This window comes from Streptomyces sp. NPDC054765 (assembly GCF_053612065.1).
This window is the reverse complement of record NZ_JBSHBP010000002.1, coordinates 34,268-60,293: the sequence shown is the minus strand read 5'-3', so window position 1 is coordinate 60,293 and position 26,026 is coordinate 34,268. Positions and strand designations below refer to the sequence as shown.

The window sequence follows — 26,026 nt, the reverse complement described above, 5'->3', positions numbered from 1 at the left end:
GCGTAGGTACGGTTCCGAAGCGGAGTCAGCCGCATGGATCCTGGGAACGGGGCGGGAATGCAGTCATACGGGGACGAAACGCGGTCATTGTCCGCGCTCTCGCTGCCCTCGCGGATCGTCATAGGGGTGGCGGCCTGTGCCATCGCAGTCATCGTCGCGATTCATGTCGTCATGATGTTCTTGCACGTCGCGCCGTCGAACACGCTCAGCAAACAGCAGGGCGCCCTGATCAGCGAGTACGTCTATCCCGAGTACGAACAGAACTGGAAGCTGTTCGCGCCCAATCCTCTCCAGCAGAACGTCGCGGTCCAGGTCCGTGCCCAGCTGCGCGCCGACGACGGCACCACGCGGACCACCGGCTGGACCGATCTGACCGCCCGCGACGGCCGGGCCATCCTCCACAACCTGCTGCCCAGCCATACCCAGCAGAACCAGCTCCGCCGGGGCTGGGAGCTCTTCCTCAACACCCACACCGCGCAGAACCGCCCCGTCGGCCTGCGCGGTGCGCTCTCCGAGCGCTACATCCGGCGGATCGTGATGCTCCGGATGGACGGTGAGTGGACCAAGGGCGGCGGCCGGGTCGCGCAGGTCCAGGTCCGCTCGCAGACGACGGCGGTCAGTCCGCCGCCGTGGAGCTCGGAGAAGATCAGCGAGAAGCCCGTGTACCGCGTGCTGCCCTGGTGGCAGGTCACCGCAGACGACCTGCCCGAGGGGGCGAACCACCAGTGACCTCACCGGCGCCCCAGCAGCCTCGGCAGACGTCGAGCGCGCAGCAGTCCCCGCACACCACGGAGCAGACGGACGTGCCTCAGCAGGCGCAGGCACCACAGACGCCCCAGAGGCCCGCCTCCTATGAAGAGACCCGCATCGAGCGCGCCATCGGACGCGGCTTCGGGCGGGTCACCGGCCGGGCCCTGGCCCCGTACCAGACCGCCGTGATCCGGATCGGCTTCTCGGCGACCTGGCTGCTGTTCCTGCTGCGCGAATGGCCGCACCGCGCGGTGCTCTACGGGCCCGACAGCCCCTGGAACCTGGACATGGCGCGCCGGCTCCTGGAGGGCAACCACGCCTTCTCCGTCCTGCCGTGGTCCGACAGCCGCGGCTGGTTCGAGTGCGTGTACCTCGTGGCTGTCGTGGCCAGTGCGCTGCTGATGCTCGGCTGGCGCACCCGCACCATGTCGGTGCTCTTCATGCTGGGCGTGATCTCGCTGCAGAACCGCAGCATCTTCATAGGGGACGGCGGCGACAACGTCATCCACCTGATGTCGATGTATCTCGTGCTGACCCGGTGCGGGCAGGTCTGGTCGCTGGACGCACGCCGGGCGAAGCGGGCAGCGGCCGCCGCGTCCGCCTCCGGTGGCGAGGAAGCCGGCGCCGCCGCCACGGCCTCCCGCGATCTGCCCGGCGTCATTCTGTGGGCCGTGCTCGGCCTCGGTCTGGCCGTCGCCCAGCTGAACGGCAGCTACGGCCTCGGCTGGTTCGAGGGCGGCCCGTTCCCGCACATCGGCTGGAGCCTGGTGCTGTGGGGTCTGTGGCTGACGCACGGCCTGTGGTGGGCGGTGCAGCGGTACGCGCCCGGTGAGCCGCGCATCGTCCTGGACACCCTCGCCAAGCTCGCCCACAACGGCGCACTGCTGGTGATCGTGGTCGAGGTCTGCCTGATCTACTCCACCGCCGGCTGGTACAAGATCCAGGGCTCACGCTGGCAGGACGGCACCGCGGTCTACTACCCGATGCACCTGGACTACTTCTCCCCCTGGCCGGCGCTGTCCGAGCTGCTGGGCAGCAACGGCGTGATGGTCATGCTGATCACCTACGGGACGGTGATCGTGCAGGTCGCCTTCCCCTTCACGCTCTTCAACCGCCGGCTGAAGAATGTGCTGCTGGTTGCGATGATCTGCGAGCACCTCTCGATCGCGTTTCTGCTCGGGCTGCCGTTCTTCTCGCTCGCGATGGTCGCCGCGGACGCGATCTTCCTGCCCACGAACTTCCTGACCTGGCTCTCCGGACGCCTCTCCCACCTGCGCGAACGGCTCTTCGCGCGCGGCGGTCCGGCCGGGCCGGCCGACGGGCCCGGGGGCGGCGAGCCGGAGGCCCGTACGGATCACGGCGGCGGTGGCCATTCGCTCGTGGGGTGAGCAGCGAGAAAACCGCCCCCGCCGAGGCCCTCCAGTACGACGAGGGGTACGGGACCCAGATCGGCGTCGGACCGCATCCGGAGCCCTGGCCGCAGAACGACCGGCTGGATCCCGAGCTGCTCGCGCACGGCGACCGCCGCCATGTCGTCGACCACTACCGCTACTGGCGGCGGGAGGGGGTCGGCGACATGGCCGAGAACGAGCAGGAACAGCGCATGGCGACCCCTCGGGTGGCAGCGGGCGCGCTGTTCTTCAACGACCAGGACCAGGTCCTCTTGGTCAAGCCGTCGTACAAGCCGAAGTGGGAGATCCCGGGCGGGTACATCGAGCGCGGGGAATCGCCTCTGGCCGCCTGTCGGCGCGAGGTACAAGAGGAACTTGGCATCACACCTGGCATCGGGCCGCTTCTGGTCATCGACTGGGCCCCGAGCGAGGCCGAGGGCGACAAGGTCTTGTACGTGTTTGATGGCGGGCTGCTGCACCCGGACGAAGTAGCTGGGATCAAGCTCGCGCCCGACGAACTGCTAGCGGCCGAATTCCACCCCGCGGACGACCTCGATGAGCTGCTGATCCCCCGACTCGCGCGCCGCGTAAAGGCAGCGATCACAGCCCGAGCCCAGGCACACACCGCGTACCTGGAACACGGCGAGCCGCCGAAAGCCGAGCAAGACCGCGACACCCCCTGACCGGGACACCGAGGCAGCCTGATCCAGCCCGAGCGTGCAGTGCACCTGACGCCAGTTCTGGGTGAAGGCCCTGGTAGCGGCCGTCAGCCGTAGTCTGATGTGGTGAGCGAGGACGAGATCACAAGAGTCGTAGGACAGTGGCGGGACGCTGCGCCTGAGATGGTGCTGCTGGACGGGTTTCATGCCATGAAGCACGCTCTTCGCTTCGAGGCGGACATCCGCCTTGCGATCTCCAGCGACAAGGGCGCTGTCCTCACACTGGCCGACGAACTGGCCGATGACCTCACGAACCGGGTCGGGGATCTTGTGATCGAGGTGCCGGCCGAAACGTACCGGGATCTTGTGCCCAGGGTGCACCCCACGCAAGTGGCGGGTCTGGCTGTTCGACCCGACCCCCAACAAAATCTGGAAACCCTGTCGGGGATTCCGCGGCCGGCTCCGATTGTCGTCCTGGAGAACCCCCGCAACCTGGGGAATGTCGGCGCCGTGGTCCGGCTCGCTGCCGGGTTCGGGGCCACCGGGGTTGTCACTACCGGTGACATGGACCCGTGGCACCCCAACGTGGTGCGCGCAGCAGCGGGCCTTCATTACGCGACCGCGGTCGAGAGTCTCCCGCTCGACGACCTACCGCCGGGGCCGGTGTACGCGCTGGACGCGGAGGGAGACGACATCAGATCTGTGGTGCTTCCTGATGACGCGCTGCTGGCGTTCGGTTCCGAGCGGCACGGGATCTCTCCGGAACTCCGGAAGCGGGCCACCAAGCTCGTAGCCCTTCCGATGAGGCCCCAGGTGTCCAGCTACAACCTTGCTACGAGCGTCGCCATGGCTCTCTTCCACTGGGGAGGGCCACCGCCAGCGCTGTGAACAGCCATGATGACGGACTGGGCTCCACGCCCGTTATGTAACGGATACGTCAACATCGGCTCGGTCGTACGGGCCGCGAATGCGTTCCTGGCCCAGGAGATCCATATCGTCGGGCAGCGCCGCTGGAACCGCCGCGGCGCGATGGTGACCGACCGCTACCAGCATGTCCGCCACCACCCGGACACCGCGGACCTCACCGCTTGGGCGGCGGCCGAGGAGCTGCCGATCATCGGGATCGACAACCTCCCTGGCTCCGTGCCCCTGGAGACGACCGAGCTGCCGCGGCGGTGTGTGCTGCTGTTCGGTCAGGAGGGGCCGGGGCTGACGGAGGAGGCGCGCCGGCATGCCTCGCTGGTCTGCTCGATCGCGCAGTTCGGCTCGACCCGCTCGGTCAATGCAGGGGCCGCGGCCGCCATCGCGATGCATGCCTGGATCGGCCGCCATGCGCGGATCGAGGGGCCGGACGGTCTCTGACGGAGCCTGTGCCCCGTCGGCCGCGGGGCCCCGAGACCCGGGAGAACGCCCCGGGCCCCGTCGTCCCCATCCGTCACGCCGGCCGTCGTACCTCCACCGTGCGGAACCGGTTGGCCACGAAGGCGCCGTCGCACAGCGCCGCATTGGCCGCCGGGTTGCCGCCCGAGCCATGGAAGTCCGAGAAGGCCGCGGTCTGGTTCACATAGACCCCGCCGGTCAGATTCAGCGACAGCTGGGCGCACTCCTCCAGGCACGCCTCCTCCACCAGCTGCTCGACCTCGGCGGAGGTGGTGTACGCGCCGACCGTCATGGCGCCCTTCTCGCGGACCGTGCGCCGCAGCAGATCCACGGCGGCAGCCGCGGAATCGACGGCCACCGCGAAGGACACCGGACCGAAGCACTCCGACAGATATGCCGCCTCGGAGTCCGGCTCGGCCCCGTCCAGCTTGACGATCACCGGCGTACGGACCGTGGCCCCGGGGAACTCGGGGTTGGCCACCTCACGGGACGCCAACGCCACCTCGCCGAGCCCGGCCGCCGCGTCGATCCGCTCCTTGACCTGCGGATTGACGATGGCGCCCAGGAGGGCGTTGGCCCGCGCATCGTCGCCGAGCAGTCCGCTCACCGCGGCCGCGAGATCGCTGACGACCTCGTCGAACGGCTTCGGTCCGGCGTCCGTGGTGATGCCGTCGCGCGGGATCAGCAGATTCTGCGGGGTGGTGCACATCTGGCCGCTGTAGAGCGACAAGGAGAAGGCGAGGTTGCTGAGCATGCCCTTGTAGTCATCGGTGGATTCGATGATGACGGTGTTGACGCCGGCCTTTTCCGTGAAGACCTGTGCCTGCCGCGCGTGCGTCTCCAGCCAGTCGCCGAAGGCGGTCGAGCCGGTGTAGTCGATGATGCGGACCTCGGGGCGGACCGCCAGTGTCTTGGCCAGCCCCTCGTCCGGCCTGTCCACGGCCAGGCACACCAGGTCGGCGGGGAAGCCGGCCTCCGAGAGCACCTCGCGGGCCACCTTGACGGTCAGCGCCAGCGGGAGCACGGCGCGCGGATGCGGCTTGACCAGCACCGGGTTGCCGGTCGCCAGCGACGCGAACAGGCCCGGGTAGCCGTTCCAGGTCGGGAAGGTGTTGCAGCCGATCATCAGGGCCACACCGCGCGGCACGGCCGTGAAGCTCTTGGCCAGTTCGAGGGGGTCGCGCTTGCCCTGCGGCTTGGACCAGGGCGCCTGCTGTGGGGTGCGGACCTGCTCGGCGTACGCATACGCCACCGCCTCCAGGCCGCGGTCCTGGGCATGGGGCCCGCCCGCCTGGAACGCCATCATGAAGGCCTGGCCACTGGTGTGCATCACGGCCTGCGCGAACTCATGGGTCCGCGCGCTGATCCGGGCCAGGATCTCCAGGCACACCGCCGCGCGCGTCTCGGGGCCGGCATCGCGCCAGACGGGGAGCGCGGCACGCATGGCCGGCAGCAGCACGTCCACGTCGGGATGCGGATAGCTGATGTCCAACTTCAGGCCGTACGGCGAGATTTCCTCGCCCGTCCAGTCGTCCGTGCCGGGCTGGTCCAGCTCGAACCGATGACCGCGCAGTGCCTCGAAGGCGGCCAGCCCGTCCGGCGCGGCGCTCTCGCCGTACGCCTTCGGGTGTTCGGGGTGCGGGGACCAGTACGCGCGGGTGGAGATCGCCTCCAGGGTCTGGTCGAGGGTCGGGCGGTGCTTCTCGATCAACTGCGCTGCGGTCATTTCGGCGGCCATCGATGACCAACTCCTCGTCGAGCTGGGCGGAGAGCGGATAGGGGCTGGGAGTGACAGGGCAACAGAGCTAGAGTAACCGAACGATCGGTCGGGGCAAGGGTGCCCGACCAGCCTGTGGATAAGTCGGTCGGGGAGGATCAGCTGGCATGACGGCAATCGGAACCAGCAGCACCGTGGCAGTGGTGGGCACCGGCACCATGGGGCAGGGCGTCGCGCAGGTGGCGCTGGTCGCCGGCCATCGCGTACGCCTCTACGACACCGCTCCCGGGCGCGCCGGACAAGCCGTCGAGGCGATCGTGGGGCGGCTGGACCGGCTGGTCGAAAAAGGACGGATCCCGGCGGACGAGCGGGACGCCGCCCGTGCGCGCCTCTCCCCGGCCGGGGCACTCGCGGAGCTGGCCGACGCCGCGCTCGTCATCGAGGCGATCGTGGAGCAACTGCCCGCCAAGCAGGAGTTGTTCACGGCCCTGGAGGGCGTCGTGGCGGCGGACTGCCTGCTGGCCACCAACACCTCCTCGCTGTCCGTGACCGCGGTCGCGGGCCGGCTGCGCCACCCCGGGCGCTGCGTGGGCCTGCACTTCTTCAACCCCGCGCCGCTGCTGCCCCTGGTCGAGGTGATCGGTGGCTTCGCCACCGACGAGGCCGCCGTCGCCCTCGCGTACGACACCGTCGAGGCCTGGGGCAAGAAGCCGGTGCGCTGCACGGACACCCCCGGTTTCGTCGTCAACCGGATCGCCCGCCCCTTTTACGCCGAAGCCCTGCGCGTCTACGAGGAGCGGGTCGCCGACCCGGCCACCATCGATGCGGTGCTGCGCGACGGCACCGGCTTCAAGATGGGGCCCTTCGAACTGACCGACCTCATCGGGCAGGACGTGAACGAGGCGGTCACCCACTCCGTGTGGCAGGCCTTCTTCCAGGACCCGAAGTTCACCCCCTCCCTGGCGCAGCGCCGGCTGGTCGAGTCCGGACTGCACGGCCGTAAGGCGGGCCGGGGATGGTTCGACTACTCCGAGGGTGCCCGCCGGCCCGAACCGCGGACCGCGGGGCCCTGTCCGGCGCCCGCGTCCGTCGGCCTGCACGCGAAGCTGCCCGGCCCCGCGGTGGTGCTGCGCGAGCTCATCGAGGAAGCGGGCATCAAGGTCACCCGCGACCGGACCCCCGGGGAGTCGGAGGGGTTCCTCCGGCTGCCCGGCGGGGCCTGTCTGGCGCTGACCAACGGCTGTCCGGCGACCTACGACGTCAACGGGAAGTGCATCCGCTTCGACCTCTCGCTGGACTACCGCGCCGCGACCCGGATCGCCCTGGCGGCCTCGGAGGCGGTCTCCGAGGCCGATCTCGCGGAGGCCGTCGGGCTGTTCCAGGCGCTGGGCAAGCAGGTCAGCGTGATCGAGGACGTACCGGGGATGATCGTCGCCCGGACGATCGCGATGATCATCGACTTTGCCGTGGATGCCGCGGCCCGCGGTGTCGCGAGTCCCGAGGACATCGACACGGCCATGCGGCTGGGCGTGAACTATCCCGGCGGCCCCATGGAATGGGTCGGCCGGCTCAGCGCCCAGTGGGTGTGGGATCTGCTGGATTCGATGCACCACCAGAATGCCGGCGGACGCTACGTACCGTCCTGGGCGCTCCGGCGCCGTGCAGACCTCGAGGAATAGGTGCTCTAATCATGACCATGGCCAAGCGCGACACCTATACGCCCGATTCGCTGCTCGCGGTCGCCGTCGAGGTGTTCATCGAGCGCGGCTACGACGGCACGTCCATGGAGCACCTCTCCAAGGCGGCCGGCATCTCGAAGTCCTCGATTTACCACCACGTCCGCAGCAAGGAAGAACTGCTGCACCGCGCCATAAGCCGTGCCCTGGACGGGCTCTTCGGTGTCCTGGAGGAGCCGGGCGCCCTCCAGGGGCGGGCGATCGAACGGCTGGAGCATGTCACCCGGCGCGTGGCCGAGGTGCTGATGGACGAACTCCCGTATGTCACGCTGCTGTTGCGGGTGCGGGGAAATACGGACACCGAGCGCTGGGCCATGGAACGCCGCCGGGAGTTCGACCACGCGGTCTCCGACCTGCTCAAGCAGGCCGCCGCCGACGGTGATCTCCGGGACGACGTGGACATCCGGCTGGCCACCCGGCTGCTCTTCGGCATGATCAACTCGATTGTGGAGTGGTACCGGCCGGGGCGGGGCGGCGCGGTGAGCCGTGACGAGGTCGCCGAAGCCGTGGTGCGTACGGCGTTCGCGGGGCTGCGCAGGGCCTGACCTGCGCAATCCCCGGCCTTGACCCGGGCGGGCCCTGACCCGGGCGAGCCCTGATCCTCGTATGTGCCGGCCTGCGCGACGTGAGCCGGGCGGGCCCTGCGCCGGCCGCCACCGAGGCGTCCGCGCCCGGCGGGGGCGCTGCCCGCCGCCGGGCGCGGGTCACTCCTCCTCGGGCCCGAGGTTGGTCTCCTCGAAGACCAGCAGGGTGCGCGTGCTGAGCACTTCCGGTATTGACTGGATACGGGTGAGGACCAGCTCCCGCAGCTCGCGGTTGTCCTTGGTGTGGACGAGCAGCAGCACATCGAAATCGCCGCTGACCAGCGCGATGTGGGTGGCCCCGGGCAGCGTGGTGAGCTGCTTGCGCACGGTCCGCCAGGAGTTCTGCACGATCTTCAGCGTGATGTAGGCGGAAGCGCCCTGACCTGCCCGTTCCTGGTCGACAAGGGCACTGAAGCCGCGGATCACACCCTCGTCGATCAGCCGGTTGATCCGTGCGTAGGCGTTGGCGCGCGAGACGTGCACCCGCTCGGCCACGGAGCGTATCGAGGCCCTGCCGTCGGTCTGCAGCATGCGCAGGATCGAACGGTCGATGGTGTCCAGCGGGCGTGCGGCCGGTGAGGGCGGGGCGTGCGCCGCGGGCGGCTGCCCGCTGGAACTGGCCATCTGTTCGTCCGGCATATGGTCCCGCCTCCCCTTTGTGGACGCCCTGTCTTCATCTCAAGCTGTGGAGAACCGTTTGTCCACAGGCTGAGCCCGCCTGTAGCCAAAATGCATCAGCGACCGAACAATCGGTAGGGCAGGGGCGTACCCGCCCTGGCCGAATCCATCCTGCCCAACCGCCGTCCGCCCACCACCCATATGAGGCGCATCGCGCCACCCCTTCGATCCGAGGAGGTGCTCGACATGACGGTCCTCGAGCAGCCCGGCAGCAGCAGGAGCAAGAGCAGCCTGGCCGGCCCGCCGCCCGCCTGGCGCCCGCGCGTCGATCCCGTGCCCCTCCTGCCCGACGAGGAGCCGTATCGTCTCCTGGGCACGGATGCCGCAGCCCAGCTCGATTCCGGACTGCTGACCCGGCTGTACGCCCAGCTGGTGCGCGGTCGCCGTTACAACGCCCAGGCCACGGCCCTGACCCGGCAGGGACGCCTGGCGGTCTACCCGTCCTCCACCGGACAGGAGGCCTGCGAGGTCGCCGCGGCGCTGGCCCTCGAGGACAGGGACTGGCTCTTCCCCAGCTATCGCGACACCCTCGCCGTTGTGGCCCGTGGCCTCGACCCCGTACAGGCACTGACCCTGCTGCGCGGCGACTGGCACAACGGCTACGACCCGCACGCACACCGCATCGCCCCCCTGTGCACCCCGCTCGCCACCCAGCTCCCGCATGCCGTGGGCCTGGCGCACGCCGCCCGCCTCAAGGGCGACGAAGTGGTGGCGCTGGCCATGGTGGGCGACGGCGGCACGAGCGAGGGCGACTTCCACGAGGCGATGAATTTCGCGGCGGTCTGGCAGGCGCCGGTGGTCTTCCTCGTGCAGAACAACGGCTTCGCGATCTCCGTGCCGCTCGCCAAGCAGACCGCCGCGCCGTCCCTCGCCCACAAGGCGGTCGGATACGGCATGCCCGGCCGCCTGGTCGACGGCAATGACGCGCCCGCCATGCACGAGGTGCTCACCGAGGCCGTGCAGCGGGCCCGCAGGGGCGGCGGCCCCACCCTGGTCGAGGCGGTCACCTACCGCATCGAGGCGCACACCAACGCCGACGACGCCACCCGCTACCGCAGCGATGCCGAGGTCGAGACCTGGCGGGCCCATGACCCGATAGCCCTGCTGGAGCACGAGCTGGCGGCCCGCGATCTGCTGACCGACGAATTCGTCGCCACCACCCGGGACGGAGCCGAGCAGCTGGCGGCCGACCTCCGGGAACGGATGAACGCCGACCCGGAGCCGGACCCGATGGACCTGTTCACCCATGTATTCGCCGAGCAGACCAGCCAACTGCGCGCCCAGGCGGCACAGTTGTGCGCCGAGCTGGATGCCGCGGCCGACGGACACACCGAGGACGCAGCGGGCGCCGACGGCTCCGCCGAGGAGGCCAGGCCATGACGACCACCGCTCCGGCGACCGCGCGCAAGCCCGCCACCATGGCGCAGGCACTGACCCGCGCGCTGCGCGACGCCATGGCCGACGACCCCTCCGTTCATGTCATGGGCGAGGACGTCGGCGCCCTGGGCGGCGTCTTCCGGGTCACCGACGGCCTCGCCAAGGAATTCGGCGAGGACCGCTGCACCGACACCGCGCTCGCCGAGGCCGGCATCCTGGGCACCGCCGTCGGCATGGCGATGTACGGTCTGCGGCCGGTCGTCGAGATGCAGTTCGACGCCTTCGCCTACCCGGCGTTCGAGCAGCTGATCAGCCATGTCGCCCGGATGCGCAACCGCACCCGCGGCGCGCTGACGATGCCGCTGACCATCCGCATCCCGTACGGCGGAGGGATCGGCGGGGTCGAGCACCACAGCGACTCCTCCGAGGCGTACTACCTCGCCACCCCCGGGCTCCAGGTCGTCACCCCGGCGACTGTCGAGGACGCCTACGGGCTGCTGCGCGCCGCCATCGCCTCCGACGACCCGGTCGTCTTCCTGGAGCCCAAGCGGCTGTACTGGTCCAAGGCCGACTGGTCCCCCGATGCACCCACCGAGGTCGCCCCCCTGGGGCGCGCCGTGGTCCGGCGCCGCGGCAGCAGCGCCACGCTGATCACATACGGCCCGTCGCTCCCGGTCTGCCTGGAGGCCGCCGAGGCCGCCCGCGACGAGGGCTGGGACCTGGAAGTGGTCGATCTGCGCTCGCTGATGCCGTTCGACGACGACACGGTCTGCGCGTCGGTGCGGCGGACCGGGCGGGCCGTGGTCGTTCATGAGTCCAACGGGTTCGGCGGTCCCGGAGGGGAGATCGCCGCACGGATCACGGAACGCTGCTTCCACCACCTGGAGGCGCCGGTGCTGCGCGTCGCCGGCTTCGACATCCCCTATCCGCCGCCCATGCTGGAGCGGCACCATCTCCCGGGCGTGGACCGGATTCTGGACACCGTCGCCCGTCTCCAGTGGGAGTCGGACTGGACCGAGGGACGTGGTGAATGATGGCCGTGGTCCGTGAATTCACCCTGCCCGACCTGGGGGAAGGCCTCACCGAGGCGACGATCGTGCACTGGATGGTCGAGGTCGGCGAGGTGGTGGCCATCGACCAGCCGGTGGTGGAGGTTGAGACCGCCAAGGCGATGGTGGAGGTGCCGTGCCCGTATGGGGGCGTGGTGACCGCCCGCTTCGGTGCGGAGGGGGTGGAAGTCCCGGTGGGAGCGCCGCTCGTGACGGTCGCGGTGGGGGCGGTGCCCGATGACCTGGCGGGCATGGGACCCGGGGCGGGTGTGGCAGACGGGGCACCCGGTGCGGGGCCCTCGGCGCCGGCGTCCGGCGGGCCCTCGGGCCCGGCCGCGGAGGGCTCGGCGGATGCCGGTTCCGGGAATGTGCTCGTCGGCTACGGCACGAGCGCGGCGGCAGCACGGCGACGCCGGATCCGGCCGGGTGGCGGAGCGGGTCCCAGGGGGGGAGCGCCGCGGCGGACCGGAGGGGCGGCGGACGGCGCGGCCGGGGCCGGGGCCGGAATGGTCAGTGGTGCGCCTGGTGCCTTCGGAGCGGCTGATGCCGGGGCGACTGCTGGGGCAGTAGGCGTCACCGGAGCAGCCGGGCCCACACGGGCGGACGCATCGGTCATGACGGCTGAAGCGGCTGAAGCGGCCGGGGCGGCCGGGGCGGCCGGGGCCGGGGCGACGGACGCCGGTGGTCGTACGGTGGCCGTCATCTCCCCGCTGGTGCGTCGGATGGCGCGGGAAAACGGCCTGGATCTACGGGAGGTGACGGGATCCGGGCGCGACGGGCTGATTCTCCGTACGGACGTCGAGTGCGCGATCCGGGCGCTACGGGAAGGGGAGACGGTGGGGGCTGCCGGGGCGGTCGCCACGATCGCCGCGGTTGGTGCCAAGGGGATGAGCAGTGCCAACGGGATGAGCGGTGCCGACAGGATGACCGGTGCCGGTGCGACGGGCGTGGTGGGGGCCGCAACCGCCGCCGGAGCCGTGCCGGCCAAGGGAGCCGGTGCCACGGCGGGTGAGGAGCGGATCCCGCTGAGGGGGATGCTCGGTGCGGCCGCCGAGAAGTTCAGCCGTAGCCGTCGGGAAATCCCGGAGGCGACATGCTGGGTGGAGGCCGATGCCACCGAACTCCTCGCCACCCGTAGGGCGATGAATGCGCCGGGCGCTCCCAAGGTGTCGCTGCTTGCGCTGCTGGCCCGGATCACCACGGCCGCACTCGCACGGTTCCCCGAGCTCAACGCCACCGTCGACACCAAGGCCCAGGAGATCGTCCGGCTGTCCGCCGTCCATCTGGGCTTTGCGGCGCAGACCGACCGCGGCCTGGTGGTGCCGGTCGTACGGGACGCTCATGCCCGTACGGTCGAGACGCTGTCGGCCGAGATCACCCGGCTCACCGAAACCGCCAGGGCCGGCGGGCTCACCCTGGCCGAGCTGACACACGGCACCTTCACCCTCAACAACTACGGCGTCTTCGGTGTCGACGGCTCCACGCCGATCATCAACCACCCCGAGGCGGCGATGCTCGGCGTCGGCCGGATAGCCGCCAAACCCTGGGTGCACGAGGGCGAGTTGGCCGTCCGCCAGGTCGTCCAGCTCTCGCTGACCTTCGATCACCGGGTGTGCGACGGCGGCACCGCCGGAGGCTTCCTGCGCTTCGTGGCCGACTGTGTGGAACAGCCCGCGGTGTTGCTGCGGGCACTGTGACGTCGGAAGGCCGATGACACCGGGGGACGGGGGACCGAGGAGGACAGTGGTCGCCGCATCGGGGTGGCCGAGGAGGACGGTGGTCGCCACATTGGGGTGGCCGACGGCACCGTGGCGGCCGGTGGCAGCTGCCACGAGTGGGGGCAGAGCGCTGCCCGGCCGTGGCCGGCCCTGGCGTCCGTTGTGGCGGAACTGACATCTTCCGCAGCTTCGGCTCCGGTGTGATGCCGTTGTCCCCGGCGATACTCAAGGGGTGGACGACCTCACCGACTACGACACCATCGTGCTGGCCGGGGGCGCGGCGCGGCGGCTCGGCGGGGCGGACAAACCCGCCCTGTCCGTCGGCGGCCGTCCCCTCTTGGACCGGGTGCTCGCCGCCTGCCCCGATGCGGCGACCACCGTCGTGGTCGGCCCTCGTCGCCCGACCACCCGCGCCGTCATCCGCGCCCTTGAGGACCCGCCCGGCGGCGGCCCGCTCGCCGCGCTGGACGCCGGCCTGCGGCACACCACCGCCCCGACCGTGCTCGTGCTGTCCGCCGATCTCCCCTTCCTGACCGCCGCGACCGTACGGAGCCTCCTCGCGACGGCGACGGCGACGGCGACGCGAACGACCGGCACGGCCGGGCCGGGCGTGGGTTCCGGGACCCACGACGCTCCCGAGCCCTACGGTGCTCCCGAGCCCCACGATGCTTCCGTGCCTCATGACGCTCCCGTGCCCCACGGCGCTTCCGCATGTCGTGAGGCATTTGCGCCCGTTGACGCTTCCGTCCGCTGCGACGGAGCGATCCTCCAGGACGCCTCGGGACGGGACCAGCCGCTGGTGGCCGCCTATCGGGCCGGACCGCTGCGCCGTGAGCTGGCGCGAGTGCGGGCCGAACACGGCACTCTGGGCGGGCTGCCGCTGCGTGCGCTGATGACCGGGTTGCTGCTCGAACGGGTACCGGACGCCACGACCACGGCATCCTTTGACTGCGACACCTGGGAAGACCTCAGCGCGGCACGCGCCCGCATCAGGGAGCATGGGAACGTGTTGGACGAATGGATCACTGCAGTCAAGGCCGAACTGGGCATCGAGCTCGATGTCGATACGGCGGCGCTTCTCGATCTCGCGCGCGACGCGGCGCACGGTGTGGCCCGGCCGGCCGCACCGCTGACGACCTTCCTGATCGGATACGCGGCGGGTCGGCAGGGCCGGGACGTGCAGGAGCTGACCGACCGGGCCACCGCGCTGGCCCACCGCTGGGCCGCGGAGGCCGCGGAGGCCGAGGGGGCCACGGGGGCCGAGGGGGCCACGGGGGCCGAGGACGCCGCGGATGCCGGCGGTGCCACGGGCGCTGGAACGAAGCCCGCAGAATGACCGACGACATTTTCCACAGCATTTTCCACGGCTATTTCGACGGTGAGTCCGACGGCGAGTCCGGCGGGGAGCCCCGTGGCACGGCGGGCCAGGCGCGGCGAGATACGGCGGGCGAGGAGCGCGACGACCCGTTCGACGTGGCACTCGCGCTGGCCAACGCGGCGGCTCCGCTGCGCGTACGGCCCCAGGCCCAGGCCCAAGCCCAGGCGGGGGCCGAGCCGGCGACCGTGCGGGTGCCGTACGCCACTCGCAAGACCGCGGCAACCGGCTCCTGCCCCACCGGAGGCGGCGACGTCCCCTATACGCCGGACGATCCCTTCTCCCTCGACGACCCCGCCGCTTCCGGGAACAGCCCCTCCCGCCTCTCCAGGAACCCCAGATCTTCTGGTCCCTCCCACTCCTCGGGTCCCTCCCACTCCTCGGGTCCCTCCCACTCCTCGGGTCCCTCCCACTCCTCGGGTCCCTCCCACTCCTCGGGTCCCTCCCACTCCGCCCACTCCTCCCACTCGCCTCATTCCTCCGGCACCGAAGACCCCTCGGCTCCCACCGCCCCCGGCGCCCGCTCCACCCCGGCCGCTCTTCCCTGGCACACCGCCCGGGACATCGCCGAGCGCGCCGTACCCGGCCCGCCCGCGGCCGAGACCTCGGCCCTCGGCGATGCGCTCGGCCGTACGCTCGCCGCGCCGCTGAACGCGCTCACCGATCTGCCGTCGTTCGACACCTCGGCGATGGACGGCTGGGCGGTGTCCGGCCCCGGCCCCTGGCACATCGACCACCCCGCGGGTGCCTCCGAGGCCGGGCCGCCTCCCGGCATCCTCGCCGGTCAGGCCTCCACCGAGACGCTCCACGACGGTCATGCGATCGCGATCGCCACCGGCGCGCGCGTCCCGCCCGGCGCCACCGCCGTGCTGCGCAGCGAGCACGGCGAGGTACGGGACCTGAGTGACGGCGCACGGCGGCTTTACGCACCGCAGCCCGCGCCGCCCGGCCAGGACATCCGTCCGCGGGGGCAGGAGTGCCGGCGCGGCGACCAACTGCTGCCCGTCGGCGCCCTGGTGACCCCTGCCGTTCTCGGACTGGCCGCCGCGGCCGGCTATGACGAGTTGACCGCCTACCCCCGGCCGCGCGCCGAAGTTCTCGTCCTGGGCGATGAGTTGCTGAACGCCGGTCTGCCGCGGGACGGCCGGATACGGGATGCACTCGGCCCGATGCTCGCGCCCTGGCTGCATGCGCTGGGCGTCGAGGCGGCCGCGCCGCGCCATCTCGCCGACGATGCCGACACCCTGTACGCCGCCGTCGCGGAGTCCACCGCCGACGTGGTGATCACTACGGGCGGCACGGCGTCGGGCCCCGTCGACCATGTGCACCCCACCCTGCGGCGGCTGGGTGCCGAGGTGCTGGTGGACGGCGTTGCGGTACGCCCCGGGCACCCCATGCTGCTCGCCCGCCTGGCCCCGCACCGGCATCTCGTCGGCCTGCCCGGCAACCCCCTCGCCGCTGTCGCCGGCCTGCTCACCCTCGCCGAACCGCTGCTCCGTGCGCTCGCCGCCCGTCCTCCTGCCGCGCCGTACCGCACGCCGCTGGCCGCCCCCGTCCACGGGCATCCGCAGGACACCCGGCTCGTTCCGGTCGCCTACCTCGATGACGCACGACACGGTCTGATGGCGGCGCCGCTGCGCTTCCACGGCCCCGCCATGCTCCGGGGGATCGCCGCCGCCGATGCGCTGGCCGTTGTCCCACCCGGCGGCGCGGAGCGCGGCGCCGAGCTCGAACTACTGGAACTTCCCTGGTCAGCGGGCTGGTCGCCGGGCTCGTCGCCGGGTTGGCCGCCGGGCTCAGCGACGGGCCGGACCGCCCCCGGGGGCGCGTAGCACCCCACCGAGACCGGCGCCGGCCGGCAGCCGCCCCCTCAACTGCTCGGCAGTGCCTGCCTGATCGTGATCACCCGGTCGGTGAGTTCGAGCGTTGCGGCCTGCGGGTCGGTGTAGTTCAGCACACGGTGCCCGCGTACCACCGCCACCACCAGATCATCGAGTTCGCGGGGCGAGCGACCGGCTTCGCTCCTGGTCACCGGCCGCTCGTCGAGATCCAGACCGCTCCCGTATGTCAGCAGATCCTCCAGGATGGTGCCGACGTTCGGGCTGGCCATGGACATCCCGAGCAGCCGCCCCGCCGCGCTGGAACTCGTGATCACCATGTTGGCGCCGCTCTGCTTCAACAGCGGTACGTTCTCGTCCTCCCGGACCGCCACCACGATGGACGCGTGCTTGTTGAGCTGGCGTGCCGTCAGGGTGACCAGGGCGGCGGTGTCGTCCCGCTGGGTCGCCACGACCACTCGCGCGGCACGCGGCAACTCGGCTCTGGCCAGGGTGTCGGAGCGGGTCGCGTCCCCGTGGACGGCCACGAAGCCGTCGCTGCCGGCGGCGTCCACGGCGGTCTTCTGCGGGTCGACCACGACGATGTTCTCTTTGGAGACGCCCTGGCCGATCAGGGTCTTGAGGGTGTGGCGGCCCTTCGTCCCGTAGCCGATGACGACGACGTGATCTCGCATACGGGACCTCCAGCGATGAATACGTACTTGGTGCCGGGTGCGCGCGGTGAGGACTTCGAGCGTGGTGCCGACCAAGATGATCAGGAACAGTACGCGCAGCGGCGTGATGACCAGGATGTTGATCAGCCGTGCGCTGTCGCTGACCGGAGTGATGTCGCCGTAGCCGGTGGTCGAGAGGGTGACGGTCGCGTAGTAGGCGGCCCCGAGGAAATCGACGTGCGGGTGGGCGCTGTCGCGGTATCCGTCGCGGTCGAACCAGACGAGCAGCGTCGTGACGGCCAGCACGCCGAGCGCCATGACCAGCCGCCGCAGGACCTGTTGGAGCGGCGGTGCCATGCCCTGGGCGGGCATCACGATGGAGCGGCCGGCCTCGGCGTCGTCCTTGGCCTCGGTCCGGGTGCGGGACCAGAGGGAGCGGAGGATCGAGAATCTGCCGGGCGTGCGGCGCGGTTGCTGCTCGTCACTCATCCGGCCGACGCTCCCGGAACGGAGCGAGCTGCGACGGGCTGTCCAAGGGGCATGCCTCCCATGGTCCGGGATTCAGGCACCCTTACGCCCCGTGCGCGCCGAGCGGCGGGGCGGGCCGACGTCTTGAGCATGGAGCGTTGATATCGCCGGCAGCGGGGCCGGCGTGGGGCAATGCCGCGGTCCTCACCCGGTGGAGTGGCAAGTCGTACCGGAGCGACAAGACGCCGTGTCCGAAGCGCCGCCCCGCCACCGGGCAAGCTCCGCCGGCCGCTGTGGTCCGGGCGGGCTCCGCCCGCAGCGGTGCGCCCGTACTCCGCCGGGCCGCCGCTTTCCCCCCTTTTCCCCGCGGCGTCGCCCTGACCCACCGGCCGGACGAATGACCGCACTTCATACGGGGGCCGGTGGGCGACCCGGCGGCAGTCGTCGGCCCCCGCACCGTCGCCCCGTGCGCGGACGGCGAGTAGCCTCGCGCCCATGCGAGCGATCACTATCCCCGAGCCCGGTGGCCCCGAAGCACTTGTCTGGGCGGAAGTGCCCGACCCGAAGCCCGCCGAGGGCGAGGTCCTGATCGAGGTCGTGGCCAGCGCCGTGAACCGCGCCGACCTGCTCCAGCGCCAGGGCTTCTACGACCCGCCGCCCGGGTCCTCGCTGTATCCGGGGCTGGAGTGCTCGGGGCGGATCATCGGGCTCGGACCCGGCATACACGGCTGGGCCGTCGGCGACGAGGTGTGCGCGCTGCTGGCGGGCGGCGGATACGCGGAGAAGGCCGCCGTCCCGGCCGGGCAGCTCCTGCCGGTGCCGGACGGCATGAACCTGGTCCCGGCCGCCGCGCTGCCCGAGGTGACCTGCACGGTCTGGTCGAACGTCTTCATGATCGCGCACCTGCGGCCCGGTGAGACGCTGCTGGTCCACGGCGGTGCCAGCGGCATCGGCACCATGGCGATCCAGCTCGCCAAGGCGGTCGGCGCACGGGTCGCGGTCACCGCGGGCGGTCCCGAGAAGCTGGCCCGCTGTGCCGAGCTGGGCGCGGATATCCTCATCGACTACCGCGAGCAGGACTTCGTCCAGGAGATCCGCAAGGGCACCGACGGCAAGGGCGCGGACGTCATCCTCGACATCATCGGCGCGAAATATCTGCAGCGGAACATCAAGGCACTCGCGGTCAGCGGACGGCTGACGATCATCGGGCTGCAGGGCGGGGTGAAGGCCGAGCTGAATCTCGCCGCCCTGATGGCCAAGCGCGCCGCGATCACCGGCGCCGGGCTGCGCGCCCGCCCGCTGAACGAGAAGGCGGCCATCGTCGCCGCTGTACGGGAGCACGTCTGGCCACTGATCAGCAACGGTCAGGTGCGGCCGATCGTGGACCGTACGCTCCCGATGGCCGAGGCTGCCGAGGCACATCGCATCGTGGAGGCAAGTGCCCATGTCGGCAAGGTCGTGCTGACGGTCTGAGCCGCCCGCCCGCCCACCCGGCCGCCCGCTCCGTAACCCGCGCCTCCCGCGCTCGCCCCTCCCGCGTTCCCGTCGAACAACCCGGACGATATGTCCGAGATGCCGTGAATCTCATCACATGTGACGCTGGGGAGGTCACTCGACGGCTCGGCACGGGAGGGGCACTGTGGTCGCTCCAGGTTTCCGTTCGCGCATTGCTACCGGCTTGTTGGTGGCCGCCGTCGTCCTGCCCGTTCCGATAGGAGCCACCTCAGCGGCGGCTGCGGGCCGGCGGGCCACACCGGTCGACCGCCCCCCGCAACTCGTCCGTCCGGGCGACGAACCCGACGACTATGCGCAGGAGGAAGCCGGGGCCGCCGACGACTACGGGCTCGGCGGCTACGCGGCCGACGACTCTGTGGCCGACCCTCGCCCCGGCGACGGGCAAGGAGTCGGGGTGGACCGGGGCCACCCTGGTCACCCCGGCCATCCGGGGGCCCCGGCACGCTTCCCGGACCTGCCGCCCCGTTTCCCCGGTATGCCGGACGCCTTTCCGGGATTCCCGCATCGGCCTCCGCACCACCACTTCGGTGGGTTTCGTGGGTACGGACGATGGCACCACCGCCCGCATCACCCGTTCGGCCCTGCCTACCTCGGACCGGATGCTCCGCCGTTCCCCTTCCCCGGAGCCGACGACGGCGCGTACTTCCCGGGCCCGGGGAACGAGGGGTCGTCCGCCTCGGCCGGCTCGCCCGACGCCGACCGTGCGCACCCCCGGCCTGGCCGGCGCGCCCCGTCGCCGAAGCGCCACAAGCCCGCGGCGTCCGCACCCCGGACAGAGGGGAACCCGGCACGGCCGTCCCCCTCGCACCGCTTCAATGTCGCGGACCGGTTCACCCAGCGCTCCTACGAGGCGTTGCCCCCGCTCCCGACCCCTGCCGCCCCGGAGAAGGAGGCGCGCTCCGTCACGGAGAACGCGGATGGCGAACCGGCCGCAACGGCGAGTCCGTACGCCATGGAAGCCCCGGGCGCACCGGTCGAGCGGGTCCTTCCGATGGGCGCCGGCCTCGCGCTGACGGGACTGGGCCTGGCCTTCTTCGCCCTTCGGATGCGCCGGAGCTGATTTCGGTGGTTTCACGTGAAACGGTGGGAATCCGTTGTTTCACGTGAAACCACGGCAGCCGAGTCTGCCCAGAAGGGTGGACCACCTTCTCTCAGGGGCACCACCTTCCAAGACCCCTCGTACGAGAGAATGGCGGCATGGATATGCCGATGAATGAACGGTCGCAGGAGAATCCGCACGTCCTGGTTGTCGGCCCGGACGGCATGGCGCTCGGCGGTGGCGGGGACGAAGGCCACGAGTCCCGTGAGACCCCCGTGACAGACATGGTCGAACAGCCTGCGAAGGTCATGCGCATCGGCAGCATGATCAAGCAGTTGCTGGAGGAGGTGAAGTCCGCTCCTCTGGACGAGGCGAGCCGGGTCCGGCTCAAGGAGATCCACGCCAGCTCGGTCAAGGAGCTGGAGGACGGGCTGGCGCCCGAGCTGGTCGAGGAGCTGGAGCGGCTGTCGCTGCCGTTCACCGATGAGTCGGTGCCGACGGAGGCGGAGCTGCGGATCGCCCAGGCGCAGCTGGTGGGCTGGCTGGAGGGCCTCTTCCACGGCATTCAGACCGCATTGTTCGCCCAGCAGATGGCCGCCCGTGCCCAGCTGGAGTCGATGCGCCGCGCGCTGCCGCCCGGCGCCGTTCCGATGGACGCCGAGGAGGGCAAGCCCGGCCAGGGCGGCGCCCGCTCGGGTCCGTACCTCTAACGCTGTCCCGGGATCTTCACGGTCGAGCAGGCGCATCGCGCGCGGAACAGACGGAAGCGGATAACGGCAGAAGAAGCGGATAACGGCAGCAGGGGCCGGCACGCATGGCGCGTGCCGGCCCCTGCGCTGTCCACGGGAGACCCGTGGGCCGTCTGCCGTCAGCCGCTACGACCGGTCGAGATGGTCAGCTCGATGGGGTCGTTCTGGCTCGGGAGCCACCAGGTGATGGCCGCCGGGGTCTGATTCGTGACCGTGTTCTTGCCCCAGATCGCGCTGTCCTCCTTCCCGACGATCTTGTACTTCCAGCCCGCGGCCTCGATGCACTTCTTCACCGAGTCCAGATTCTTGAAGCGGAACGAAGGGACGAGGATCTTGCCCTTCTCGCTGTAGCTCTTGCTCGGGTTGGTGCACTCGGACGCCAGGATCGTCGCCGTCTTGTCCTCGGGCCGGATGCTCTCGGTGGGCGACGAGGTGTCGGAGAACGCCGATGTCGGACTGACATCACCACCGTTGTCGTCGCTGGAGCCGGCGCTCAGACCGATGCCGATCGCGATCGCGGTGACCACGATCACGCCGACTATCGCCGAGACGACGATCACCGCGGAGTTGTTCTTCCGTCCGCCGGGCCTGCCGCCCGTCGGCATCGGGGCCGTCACCGGCGGCGGGTTGTACGCCGGCGGGGGCTGGTAGCCACCCGCGTTGAACGGCACCGGTCCCGGGACGGGGCCCGGCACCGGACCCGGCAGGGGCGTCGGGTAGGGGTTGTTCGGCGGCGGGGGCGTCGAAGGACCGAACCCGGCCGCCTGCGTCGGCTGATACGGCTGCTGCACACTCGGCGGGGCAGGGGTCTGCAGGCTGCCGGAGGCGGTGGGGAACACCGCGGAGGAGACCGACGCGCCGCTGGTGCGCGCCCGCGGGCCCTCGCCGATGATCAGCGGCGTCGCACCGGACTGCCCGGACCCGACGATTCGCAGGCACTCGTCCCGCATCGCCTCGGAGGTGGGGAACCGTTCGTTGGGATTCTTCTTCAGTGCACGGGTCACCAGCGCGTCCACGGCCGGCGGCAGCGAGCTGTTGATGCTCGACGGGACCGGGGGCTCTTCCTGGACATGGGCGTAGGCGATGGCGAGCGGGGAGTCCGCATCGAACGGCAAATGGCCGGTCAGCAGCTCGAAGAGCATGATGCCGACGGAGTAGAGGTCGGAGCGGGCGTCCACACCGCGGCCCAGGGCCTGCTCGGGCGACAGATACTGCGGAGTGCCGACGACCATGCCGGTCTGCGTCATGGACGTCACGCCGGACTGCATGGCGCGGGCGATGCCGAAGTCCATGACCTTGACGACGCCACGCTTGTTCAGCATGACGTTCCCGGGCTTGATGTCCCGGTGGACCAGGCCCATCTCATGGCTGACCTCGAGCGCGGCGAGCACATCGGCCGTGATCTTCAGGGCTTTTTCCGTCGGCATCGCGCCAAGTTGCGCGATGTCGTTGTCCAGATCGGAGCGCAGCGGCTGACCCGCGACGTACTCCATGACGATGTACGGCACCATGCCGCCGTCGAGCTCGTCCTCACCGGAGTCGTAGACCGAGACGATGTTGGTGTGGGTGAGTTTCGCCACGGACTGGGCCTCGCGGCGGAAGCGCTCACGGAAGGCCTGCTCGCGGCCGAGCTCGGTGTGCAGGGTCTTGATTGCGACCTCGCGATCCAGCACGCTGTCATAGGCGAGGTGCACGGAGGCCATCCCGCCGGCGCCCAGAAGATCACGAAGCTGGTAACGTCCTCCGCCGACCGAACGGCCCTCGTGTTGGCCCTGAGCGCCGTCCTGGCTCATCGTTCCGCTTCCCCCTAGGCGCACTACCCACGTAGAGCTATCAACATCTGGAATTCCGCAGCCAAGTCTGCCCCAGGCCTCGGACACGTCAAGCTGTGTGCCCGTTCCGTGACCAGATGTGCAAGATCCCGTCACGGCCATGCGACTTTTACGCGCCCGATTACCCCTGGTGAACTTGCGACGTTTGGCTTCCGGCAGGTTTGATGGCCGGTCCACGACGGACCGGCGGGTGCCGCGGAGCCTGTAGCGTGCTCTAGCGAAGACCGATGACCTTACCGCTCTCATGCGGATTGATTCGACGGCGAGGACCGATGGCACCGACGCAGAGCCCCCAGGGCCCGTCCGATCCTGACGCCACCGGCTCCAATATCCCCGATGCACCGGAGATGTGGGGCAACGGCGGGCTGGTCGGCGATGGCCGCTACCGGCTCACGCGACGGCTCGGCCGCGGTGGAATGGCGGAGGTGTTCGCGGCCGAGGACGTACGTCTTGGCCGGACCGTCGCCGTGAAGCTGCTGCGTGCCGACCTCGCCGAGGACCCGGTCTCCAAGGCCCGCTTCACGCGGGAGGCACAGTCCGTGGCCGGGCTGAACCACCACGCGGTGGTCGCGGTCTACGACTCCGGCGAGGACCTGGTCGGCGGCAACACCGTGCCGTACATCGTGATGGAGCTGGTCGAGGGCCACACCATCCGCGATCTGCTGCTCAACGCCGATGCCCCGCCGCCGGACCAGGCGCTGATCATCGTCTCCGGTGTGCTGGAGGCGCTCGCCTACAGCCATCAGCACGGCATCGTGCACCGTGACATCAAGCCCGCGAACGTGATCATCACGAACAGCGGCGCCGTCAAGGTCATGGACTTCGGTATCGCCCGCGCCCTGCACGGCGCCGCGTCCACCATGACCCAGACCGGCATGGTCATGGGCACCCCCCAGTACCTCTCCCCGGAGCAGGCGCTCGGCAAGACCGTCGACACCCGCTCCGACCTCTACGCCACCGGCTGTCTGCTCTACGAACTCCTCACGCTGCGGCCGCCGTTCACCGGCGAGACCCCGCTGTCGGTCGTCTACCAGCACGTCCAGGACATGCCGGTGACGCCGTCCGAGGTCGCGAACGTGCCGCCGGAGCTGGACGGCCTGGTCATGCGGTCGCTGGCCAAGGACCCCGACGACCGGTTCCAGTCCGCCGAGGAGATGCGCGGCCTGGTTCAGTACTCGCTGCAGATGCTGCACGAGCAGGGTGGCCACACCGGCACCTGGAACACCGGCCCGGTCGCCCTGCACGAGGGCGGTCTCGGCCCGTCCATGGGCACCGCGGCCACCACCGCGCTGCCGTACCACGACGCCGGTCACACCACGGCGCAGCCGATTCTGACGCCCGGGAGGCGGGACGACGACGGCGGTTTCGACGGCGGCCCCCGGCCGGCCAAGGGCGGCCGCGGCAAGGCCTGGCTGATCGCGGCGCTCGCGGTGATCGCCATCGCCGTGGGTGTGGCCTTCGCGCTGCAGAACACCGGCGGCCAGGGCAAGAAGCACGACACCCCCGTGTCGCAGTCGCCGAAGCCGACGAAGGACGACAAGCCGAGCGAGCCGCCGTCGGAGGAACCGACCGTCCCGCAGACCGATCCCGGTAGCACGGGCGGTGGCGACAACACGTACAGCGACCAGCCGAGCGCGCAGCCCAGCACGCCGAAGACGTCCCAGCCGCCCAGCTCGCCGCTGCCGTCGTCCGAGCCGCCGTCGTCCCAGCCGCCCACCGACTCCAGCGCCGGGACGTCCGACGGGGGCCCTTCGACCGGCACCGCTGACGGGGGTGCCGCGAACGGTGGCGCCGCGAACGGTGGCGCCGCCAACGGCGGGACGACCACCGGTGCGGACGGCGGGGCCACCACCGGCAGCGGCACGAACACCGGGACCACGCTCGGTACCACCGGCTGACCGGCGCTCCGCCCGGTTCAGCGGGTCAGCGGGTGAACGCGTTCCGTACGGCGCGGTACTCGCGGGTCCACCACACGGCCAGTGCGGCCGCCGCCGGGAACTGCGGATCGGTGCGGCGGTCGCCCAGCTGGTAGCGCCAGGTGAGCATCCAGAAGTCGTTCAGCCGCTCCCACCACACCCGGTGGACGGCCGCTGCGAGCTCATCGGCGCCGGCTCCGCAGGTGCTGCGGTAGGCATCCGCGTACGCCGCCACCTTCGCCAGGTCCAGCGTGCCGCAGGGGCGGACGAAGAAGATCGCTGCGGCGCGTACCGCCTCCTCGGCGCGAGGCTGGACGCCCAGCCGGTCCCAGTCGACGATCGCCGTCGGTTCCGCGTCGCGGTAGAGCACATTCAGCGGGTGGAAGTCGCCGTGTACCCAACCCGCCGGGGGTTCCGCGCCGGGGGCCGGGCGATGGTGCGCCTGCTGCGCCAGCAGGGCCCGGCGCTCCAGGAGGCGGTGTTCGGCCAGTTCGTCGAAGCTGGTGCGCGGCCGGGCGCCGCGGGCCAGCGCCAGCAGCTCGTCGATCATCTCGAAGGTCCGCTCGGGGTCGGCGCCGGCGTCCGCGCAGGGGAGCCGGGGCGGAGGCGGCTCATCGGCCATGACCTGCTCCAGGGCCGTGTGAACCAGCCCGAGCAGGGCGCCGAGCTGCCAGGACTGGCCGCGGCTCAGCGCGGCGCCGTCCAGATGGTGGCCTTCGACCCACGGGTGCAGGGCGTAGCAGCGGCCGTCGAGGACGGTGACGGTCCGGCCGTCCGCGTCGGCGACGGGCGGGGCGGCCGGCAGGCCGAGCGCGGCGAGCCGGCGGGTGGCGCGGTGCTGGCGGGTGAGGGCCGCGTGGTCGCCGTCGAGGTGGTGTTTGAGGAAGTAGCGGCCGCGGGTGGTGGCGAGGAAGTAGCCGTGGTTGAGCAGGCCCTCGGCGACGGGTTCGCAGGACAGCGGCGCGCCGGCGCCGGTGTAGTGGCGGAGGAGCGATCCGAGGGTGTCTTTGTCGGGCGTCGCCGCCGTCCGGACTACAGATGAGCGCAGCACGCGCCAGATGTTAGATCAACTGCGCCCGTCGGAGTGGGTGTACCGGAAAGAATTACGCAGAGTGCGCATAGCGGAAGACCGGCACATCGGTGAGGTGGTGCAGGGTCACGAACTCCGGCTCGATGCGCAAGAAGACCGGGTCGAAGGGGGCACCGTCGGCCAGCAGGGGGGTGCGGCCGAAGAGCTCCCGCTCGGCGGGGGTCGGCTCGACGACCCGGGCGGTGCCGGTGAACTGCACCGACCATGTGTCGTGCGCACCGCTGTTGACGTTGTCCGCCTCGTAGGCGACCACGCTGCCGTCCAGCGCCTGGTGGTAGCCGTAGCCGCGGTGCAGCCGCAGGATCAGCCGCCCGTCCAGGACGAGATGCCGGGTGACGGTGGTGAAGGGCAGCGCCCGCCGGCTTGCCGAGACGCGCCCGTACGGCGTGCGGCTCAGCAGCTCGATGGCACGGTAGTTGTCGGTGGGCATGTCACCACCTTGCCGGGCGGGTCCGGTCGGCAAGTAGGGACCGGCAGCCCCGAGGAACCGGGGCGATAGTCCCTAATCACTA

At 70.9% G+C, this 26,026-nt stretch carries 21 protein-coding genes and 1 pseudogene; 16 read left to right on the top strand and 6 right to left on the bottom strand.

Annotated features, from left to right (window positions below; all coding sequences use genetic code 11):
* Positions 1–57 precede the first annotated feature (57 nt).
* The 5 genes and pseudogenes from ACWGJY_RS01835 to ACWGJY_RS01815 all read left to right on the top strand — a co-directional run.
* Positions 58–729 (top strand): DUF5819 family protein, encoded by a 672-nt coding sequence (locus ACWGJY_RS01835; protein ID WP_453259044.1) that lies wholly within the window; start codon positions 58–60, stop codon positions 727–729.
* Between the two features lie 74 nt (positions 730–803).
* Positions 804–2,138 (top strand): HTTM domain-containing protein, encoded by a 1,335-nt coding sequence (locus ACWGJY_RS01830; RefSeq protein WP_453258831.1) that lies wholly within the window; start codon positions 804–806, stop codon positions 2,136–2,138.
* Between the two features lie 188 nt (positions 2,139–2,326).
* Positions 2,327–2,824 carry an NUDIX domain-containing protein gene (locus ACWGJY_RS01825; protein ID WP_453259043.1) on the top strand — a complete coding sequence of 166 codons (498 nt, stop codon included), beginning with the start codon at positions 2,327–2,329 and terminating at the stop codon, positions 2,822–2,824.
* Between the two features lie 102 nt (positions 2,825–2,926).
* Complete coding sequence (locus ACWGJY_RS01820; RefSeq protein WP_453258830.1) at positions 2,927–3,688, top strand: TrmH family RNA methyltransferase; 762 nt, start codon at positions 2,927–2,929, stop codon at positions 3,686–3,688.
* 51 nt (positions 3,689–3,739) lie between these two features.
* Positions 3,740–4,162, top strand: a pseudogene (locus ACWGJY_RS01815) (TrmH family RNA methyltransferase); the annotation flags it as partial.
* 73 nt (positions 4,163–4,235) lie between these two features.
* Here ACWGJY_RS01815 and paaN read toward each other — a convergent pair.
* Positions 4,236–5,918, bottom strand: a complete 1,683-nt coding sequence (paaN, locus tag ACWGJY_RS01810) for a phenylacetic acid degradation protein PaaN (protein WP_453258829.1) — start codon at positions 5,916–5,918, stop codon at positions 4,236–4,238.
* 146 nt (positions 5,919–6,064) lie between these two features.
* On the opposite strand from paaN, the gene ACWGJY_RS01805 reads away from it, so the two are divergent.
* Both ACWGJY_RS01805 and ACWGJY_RS01800 read left to right on the top strand, forming a co-directional pair.
* Positions 6,065–7,576: a 3-hydroxyacyl-CoA dehydrogenase gene (locus tag ACWGJY_RS01805; protein ID WP_453258828.1), complete on the top strand. Its 1,512-nt coding sequence runs from the start codon at positions 6,065–6,067 to the stop codon at positions 7,574–7,576.
* An 11-nt stretch (positions 7,577–7,587) separates the two neighbouring features.
* Positions 7,588–8,178, top strand: coding sequence for a TetR/AcrR family transcriptional regulator (locus ACWGJY_RS01800; protein WP_453258827.1), 591 nt, complete (start codon positions 7,588–7,590; stop codon positions 8,176–8,178).
* 159 nt (positions 8,179–8,337) lie between these two features.
* Here the strand turns inward: ACWGJY_RS01800 and ACWGJY_RS01795 are convergent, their stop codons facing one another.
* Entirely contained in the window at positions 8,338–8,856 is a 519-nt protein-coding gene (locus ACWGJY_RS01795) for an Lrp/AsnC family transcriptional regulator (RefSeq protein WP_453258826.1), read from the bottom strand.
* Between the two features lie 225 nt (positions 8,857–9,081).
* On the opposite strand from ACWGJY_RS01795, the gene pdhA reads away from it, so the two are divergent.
* The 5 genes from pdhA to ACWGJY_RS01770 all read left to right on the top strand — a co-directional run bounded on the left by pdhA (position 9,082) and on the right by ACWGJY_RS01770 (position 16,246).
* Positions 9,082–10,275 carry a pyruvate dehydrogenase (acetyl-transferring) E1 component subunit alpha gene (pdhA, locus tag ACWGJY_RS01790; RefSeq protein ID WP_453258825.1) on the top strand — a complete coding sequence of 398 codons (1,194 nt, stop codon included), beginning with the start codon at positions 9,082–9,084 and terminating at the stop codon, positions 10,273–10,275.
* Positions 10,272–11,306, top strand: coding sequence for an alpha-ketoacid dehydrogenase subunit beta (locus ACWGJY_RS01785; RefSeq protein WP_453258824.1), 1,035 nt, complete (start codon positions 10,272–10,274; stop codon positions 11,304–11,306). The genes pdhA and ACWGJY_RS01785 overlap by 4 nt, the downstream gene beginning before the upstream one ends.
* The gene (locus ACWGJY_RS01780) at positions 11,306–13,018 is read left to right on the top strand and encodes a dihydrolipoamide acetyltransferase family protein (RefSeq protein WP_453259042.1); all 1,713 of its coding nucleotides are present in this window, start codon (positions 11,306–11,308) and stop codon (positions 13,016–13,018) included. The genes ACWGJY_RS01785 and ACWGJY_RS01780 overlap by 1 nt, the downstream gene beginning before the upstream one ends.
* 253 nt (positions 13,019–13,271) lie before the next feature.
* The gene (locus ACWGJY_RS01775) at positions 13,272–14,375 is read left to right on the top strand and encodes a DUF6457 domain-containing protein (RefSeq protein WP_453258823.1); all 1,104 of its coding nucleotides are present in this window, start codon (positions 13,272–13,274) and stop codon (positions 14,373–14,375) included.
* On the top strand, positions 14,372–16,246 hold the full coding sequence (locus ACWGJY_RS01770) for a molybdopterin molybdotransferase MoeA (protein ID WP_453258822.1): 1,875 nt from the start codon (positions 14,372–14,374) through the stop codon (positions 16,244–16,246). The genes ACWGJY_RS01775 and ACWGJY_RS01770 overlap by 4 nt, the downstream gene beginning before the upstream one ends.
* Positions 16,247–16,284: 38 nt before the next feature.
* On the opposite strand, the gene ACWGJY_RS01765 is transcribed toward ACWGJY_RS01770, so the two are convergent.
* Positions 16,285–17,394 carry a potassium channel family protein gene (locus tag ACWGJY_RS01765; protein WP_453258821.1) on the bottom strand — a complete coding sequence of 370 codons (1,110 nt, stop codon included), beginning with the start codon at positions 17,392–17,394 and terminating at the stop codon, positions 16,285–16,287.
* Positions 17,395–17,868: 474 nt separating this feature from the next.
* On the opposite strand from ACWGJY_RS01765, the gene ACWGJY_RS01760 reads away from it, so the two are divergent.
* The 3 genes from ACWGJY_RS01760 to ACWGJY_RS01750 all read left to right on the top strand — a co-directional run bounded on the left by ACWGJY_RS01760 (position 17,869) and on the right by ACWGJY_RS01750 (position 20,637).
* Entirely contained in the window at positions 17,869–18,846 is a 978-nt protein-coding gene (locus tag ACWGJY_RS01760; RefSeq protein ID WP_453258820.1) for an NAD(P)H-quinone oxidoreductase, read from the top strand.
* Positions 18,847–19,057: 211 nt separating this feature from the next.
* The gene (locus ACWGJY_RS01755) at positions 19,058–19,948 is read left to right on the top strand and encodes a hypothetical protein (RefSeq protein WP_453258819.1); all 891 of its coding nucleotides are present in this window, start codon (positions 19,058–19,060) and stop codon (positions 19,946–19,948) included.
* 137 nt (positions 19,949–20,085) lie between these two features.
* On the top strand, positions 20,086–20,637 hold the full coding sequence (locus tag ACWGJY_RS01750) for a bacterial proteasome activator family protein (protein WP_453258818.1): 552 nt from the start codon (positions 20,086–20,088) through the stop codon (positions 20,635–20,637).
* A 158-nt stretch (positions 20,638–20,795) separates the two neighbouring features.
* Here the strand turns inward: ACWGJY_RS01750 and ACWGJY_RS01745 are convergent, their stop codons facing one another.
* Positions 20,796–22,469 carry a protein kinase domain-containing protein gene (locus ACWGJY_RS01745; RefSeq protein WP_453258817.1) on the bottom strand — a complete coding sequence of 558 codons (1,674 nt, stop codon included), beginning with the start codon at positions 22,467–22,469 and terminating at the stop codon, positions 20,796–20,798.
* Between the two features lie 311 nt (positions 22,470–22,780).
* Between ACWGJY_RS01745 and ACWGJY_RS01740 the strand changes: the two genes are divergently transcribed.
* A complete protein-coding gene (locus ACWGJY_RS01740; protein WP_453258816.1) occupies positions 22,781–24,406 on the top strand; it encodes a protein kinase domain-containing protein in 1,626 nt (541 codons plus the stop codon).
* A 25-nt stretch (positions 24,407–24,431) separates the two neighbouring features.
* On the opposite strand, the gene ACWGJY_RS01735 is transcribed toward ACWGJY_RS01740, so the two are convergent.
* Both ACWGJY_RS01735 and ACWGJY_RS01730 read right to left on the bottom strand, forming a co-directional pair.
* Complete coding sequence (locus ACWGJY_RS01735) at positions 24,432–25,475, bottom strand: phosphotransferase (RefSeq protein ID WP_453258815.1); 1,044 nt, start codon at positions 25,473–25,475, stop codon at positions 24,432–24,434.
* Between the two features lie 52 nt (positions 25,476–25,527).
* Positions 25,528–25,944: a pyridoxamine 5'-phosphate oxidase family protein gene (locus tag ACWGJY_RS01730; protein WP_453258814.1), complete on the bottom strand. Its 417-nt coding sequence runs from the start codon at positions 25,942–25,944 to the stop codon at positions 25,528–25,530.
* Positions 25,945–26,026: the final 82 nt, after the last annotated feature.

Excerpts from the sequence above, each read along its gene's own strand:
- ACWGJY_RS01740 (WP_453258816.1), top strand. The coding sequence starts at position 22,781 with ATGGCACCGACGCAGAGCCCCCAGGGCCCGTCCGATCCTGACGCCACC.
- ACWGJY_RS01770 (WP_453258822.1), top strand. The coding sequence starts at position 14,372 with ATGACCGACGACATTTTCCACAGCATTTTCCACGGCTATTTCGACGGT.
- ACWGJY_RS01780 (WP_453259042.1), top strand. The coding sequence starts at position 11,306 with ATGGCCGTGGTCCGTGAATTCACCCTGCCCGACCTGGGGGAAGGCCTC.
- ACWGJY_RS01745 (WP_453258817.1), bottom strand. The coding sequence starts at position 22,469 with ATGAGCCAGGACGGCGCTCAGGGCCAACACGAGGGCCGTTCGGTCGGC.
- ACWGJY_RS01795 (WP_453258826.1), bottom strand. The coding sequence starts at position 8,856 with ATGCCGGACGAACAGATGGCCAGTTCCAGCGGGCAGCCGCCCGCGGCG.
- ACWGJY_RS01765 (WP_453258821.1), bottom strand. The coding sequence starts at position 17,394 with ATGAGTGACGAGCAGCAACCGCGCCGCACGCCCGGCAGATTCTCGATC.
- ACWGJY_RS01805 (WP_453258828.1), top strand. The coding sequence starts at position 6,065 with ATGACGGCAATCGGAACCAGCAGCACCGTGGCAGTGGTGGGCACCGGC.
- ACWGJY_RS01800 (WP_453258827.1), top strand. The coding sequence starts at position 7,588 with ATGACCATGGCCAAGCGCGACACCTATACGCCCGATTCGCTGCTCGCG.
- ACWGJY_RS01730 (WP_453258814.1), bottom strand. The coding sequence starts at position 25,944 with ATGCCCACCGACAACTACCGTGCCATCGAGCTGCTGAGCCGCACGCCG.
- ACWGJY_RS01750 (WP_453258818.1), top strand. The coding sequence starts at position 20,086 with ATGGATATGCCGATGAATGAACGGTCGCAGGAGAATCCGCACGTCCTG.
- ACWGJY_RS01760 (WP_453258820.1), top strand. The coding sequence starts at position 17,869 with ATGCGAGCGATCACTATCCCCGAGCCCGGTGGCCCCGAAGCACTTGTC.
- ACWGJY_RS01835 (WP_453259044.1), top strand. The coding sequence starts at position 58 with ATGCAGTCATACGGGGACGAAACGCGGTCATTGTCCGCGCTCTCGCTG.
- ACWGJY_RS01785 (WP_453258824.1), top strand. The coding sequence starts at position 10,272 with ATGACGACCACCGCTCCGGCGACCGCGCGCAAGCCCGCCACCATGGCG.
- paaN (WP_453258829.1), bottom strand. The coding sequence starts at position 5,918 with ATGGCCGCCGAAATGACCGCAGCGCAGTTGATCGAGAAGCACCGCCCG.
- pdhA (WP_453258825.1), top strand. The coding sequence starts at position 9,082 with ATGACGGTCCTCGAGCAGCCCGGCAGCAGCAGGAGCAAGAGCAGCCTG.
- ACWGJY_RS01825 (WP_453259043.1), top strand. The coding sequence starts at position 2,327 with ATGGCCGAGAACGAGCAGGAACAGCGCATGGCGACCCCTCGGGTGGCA.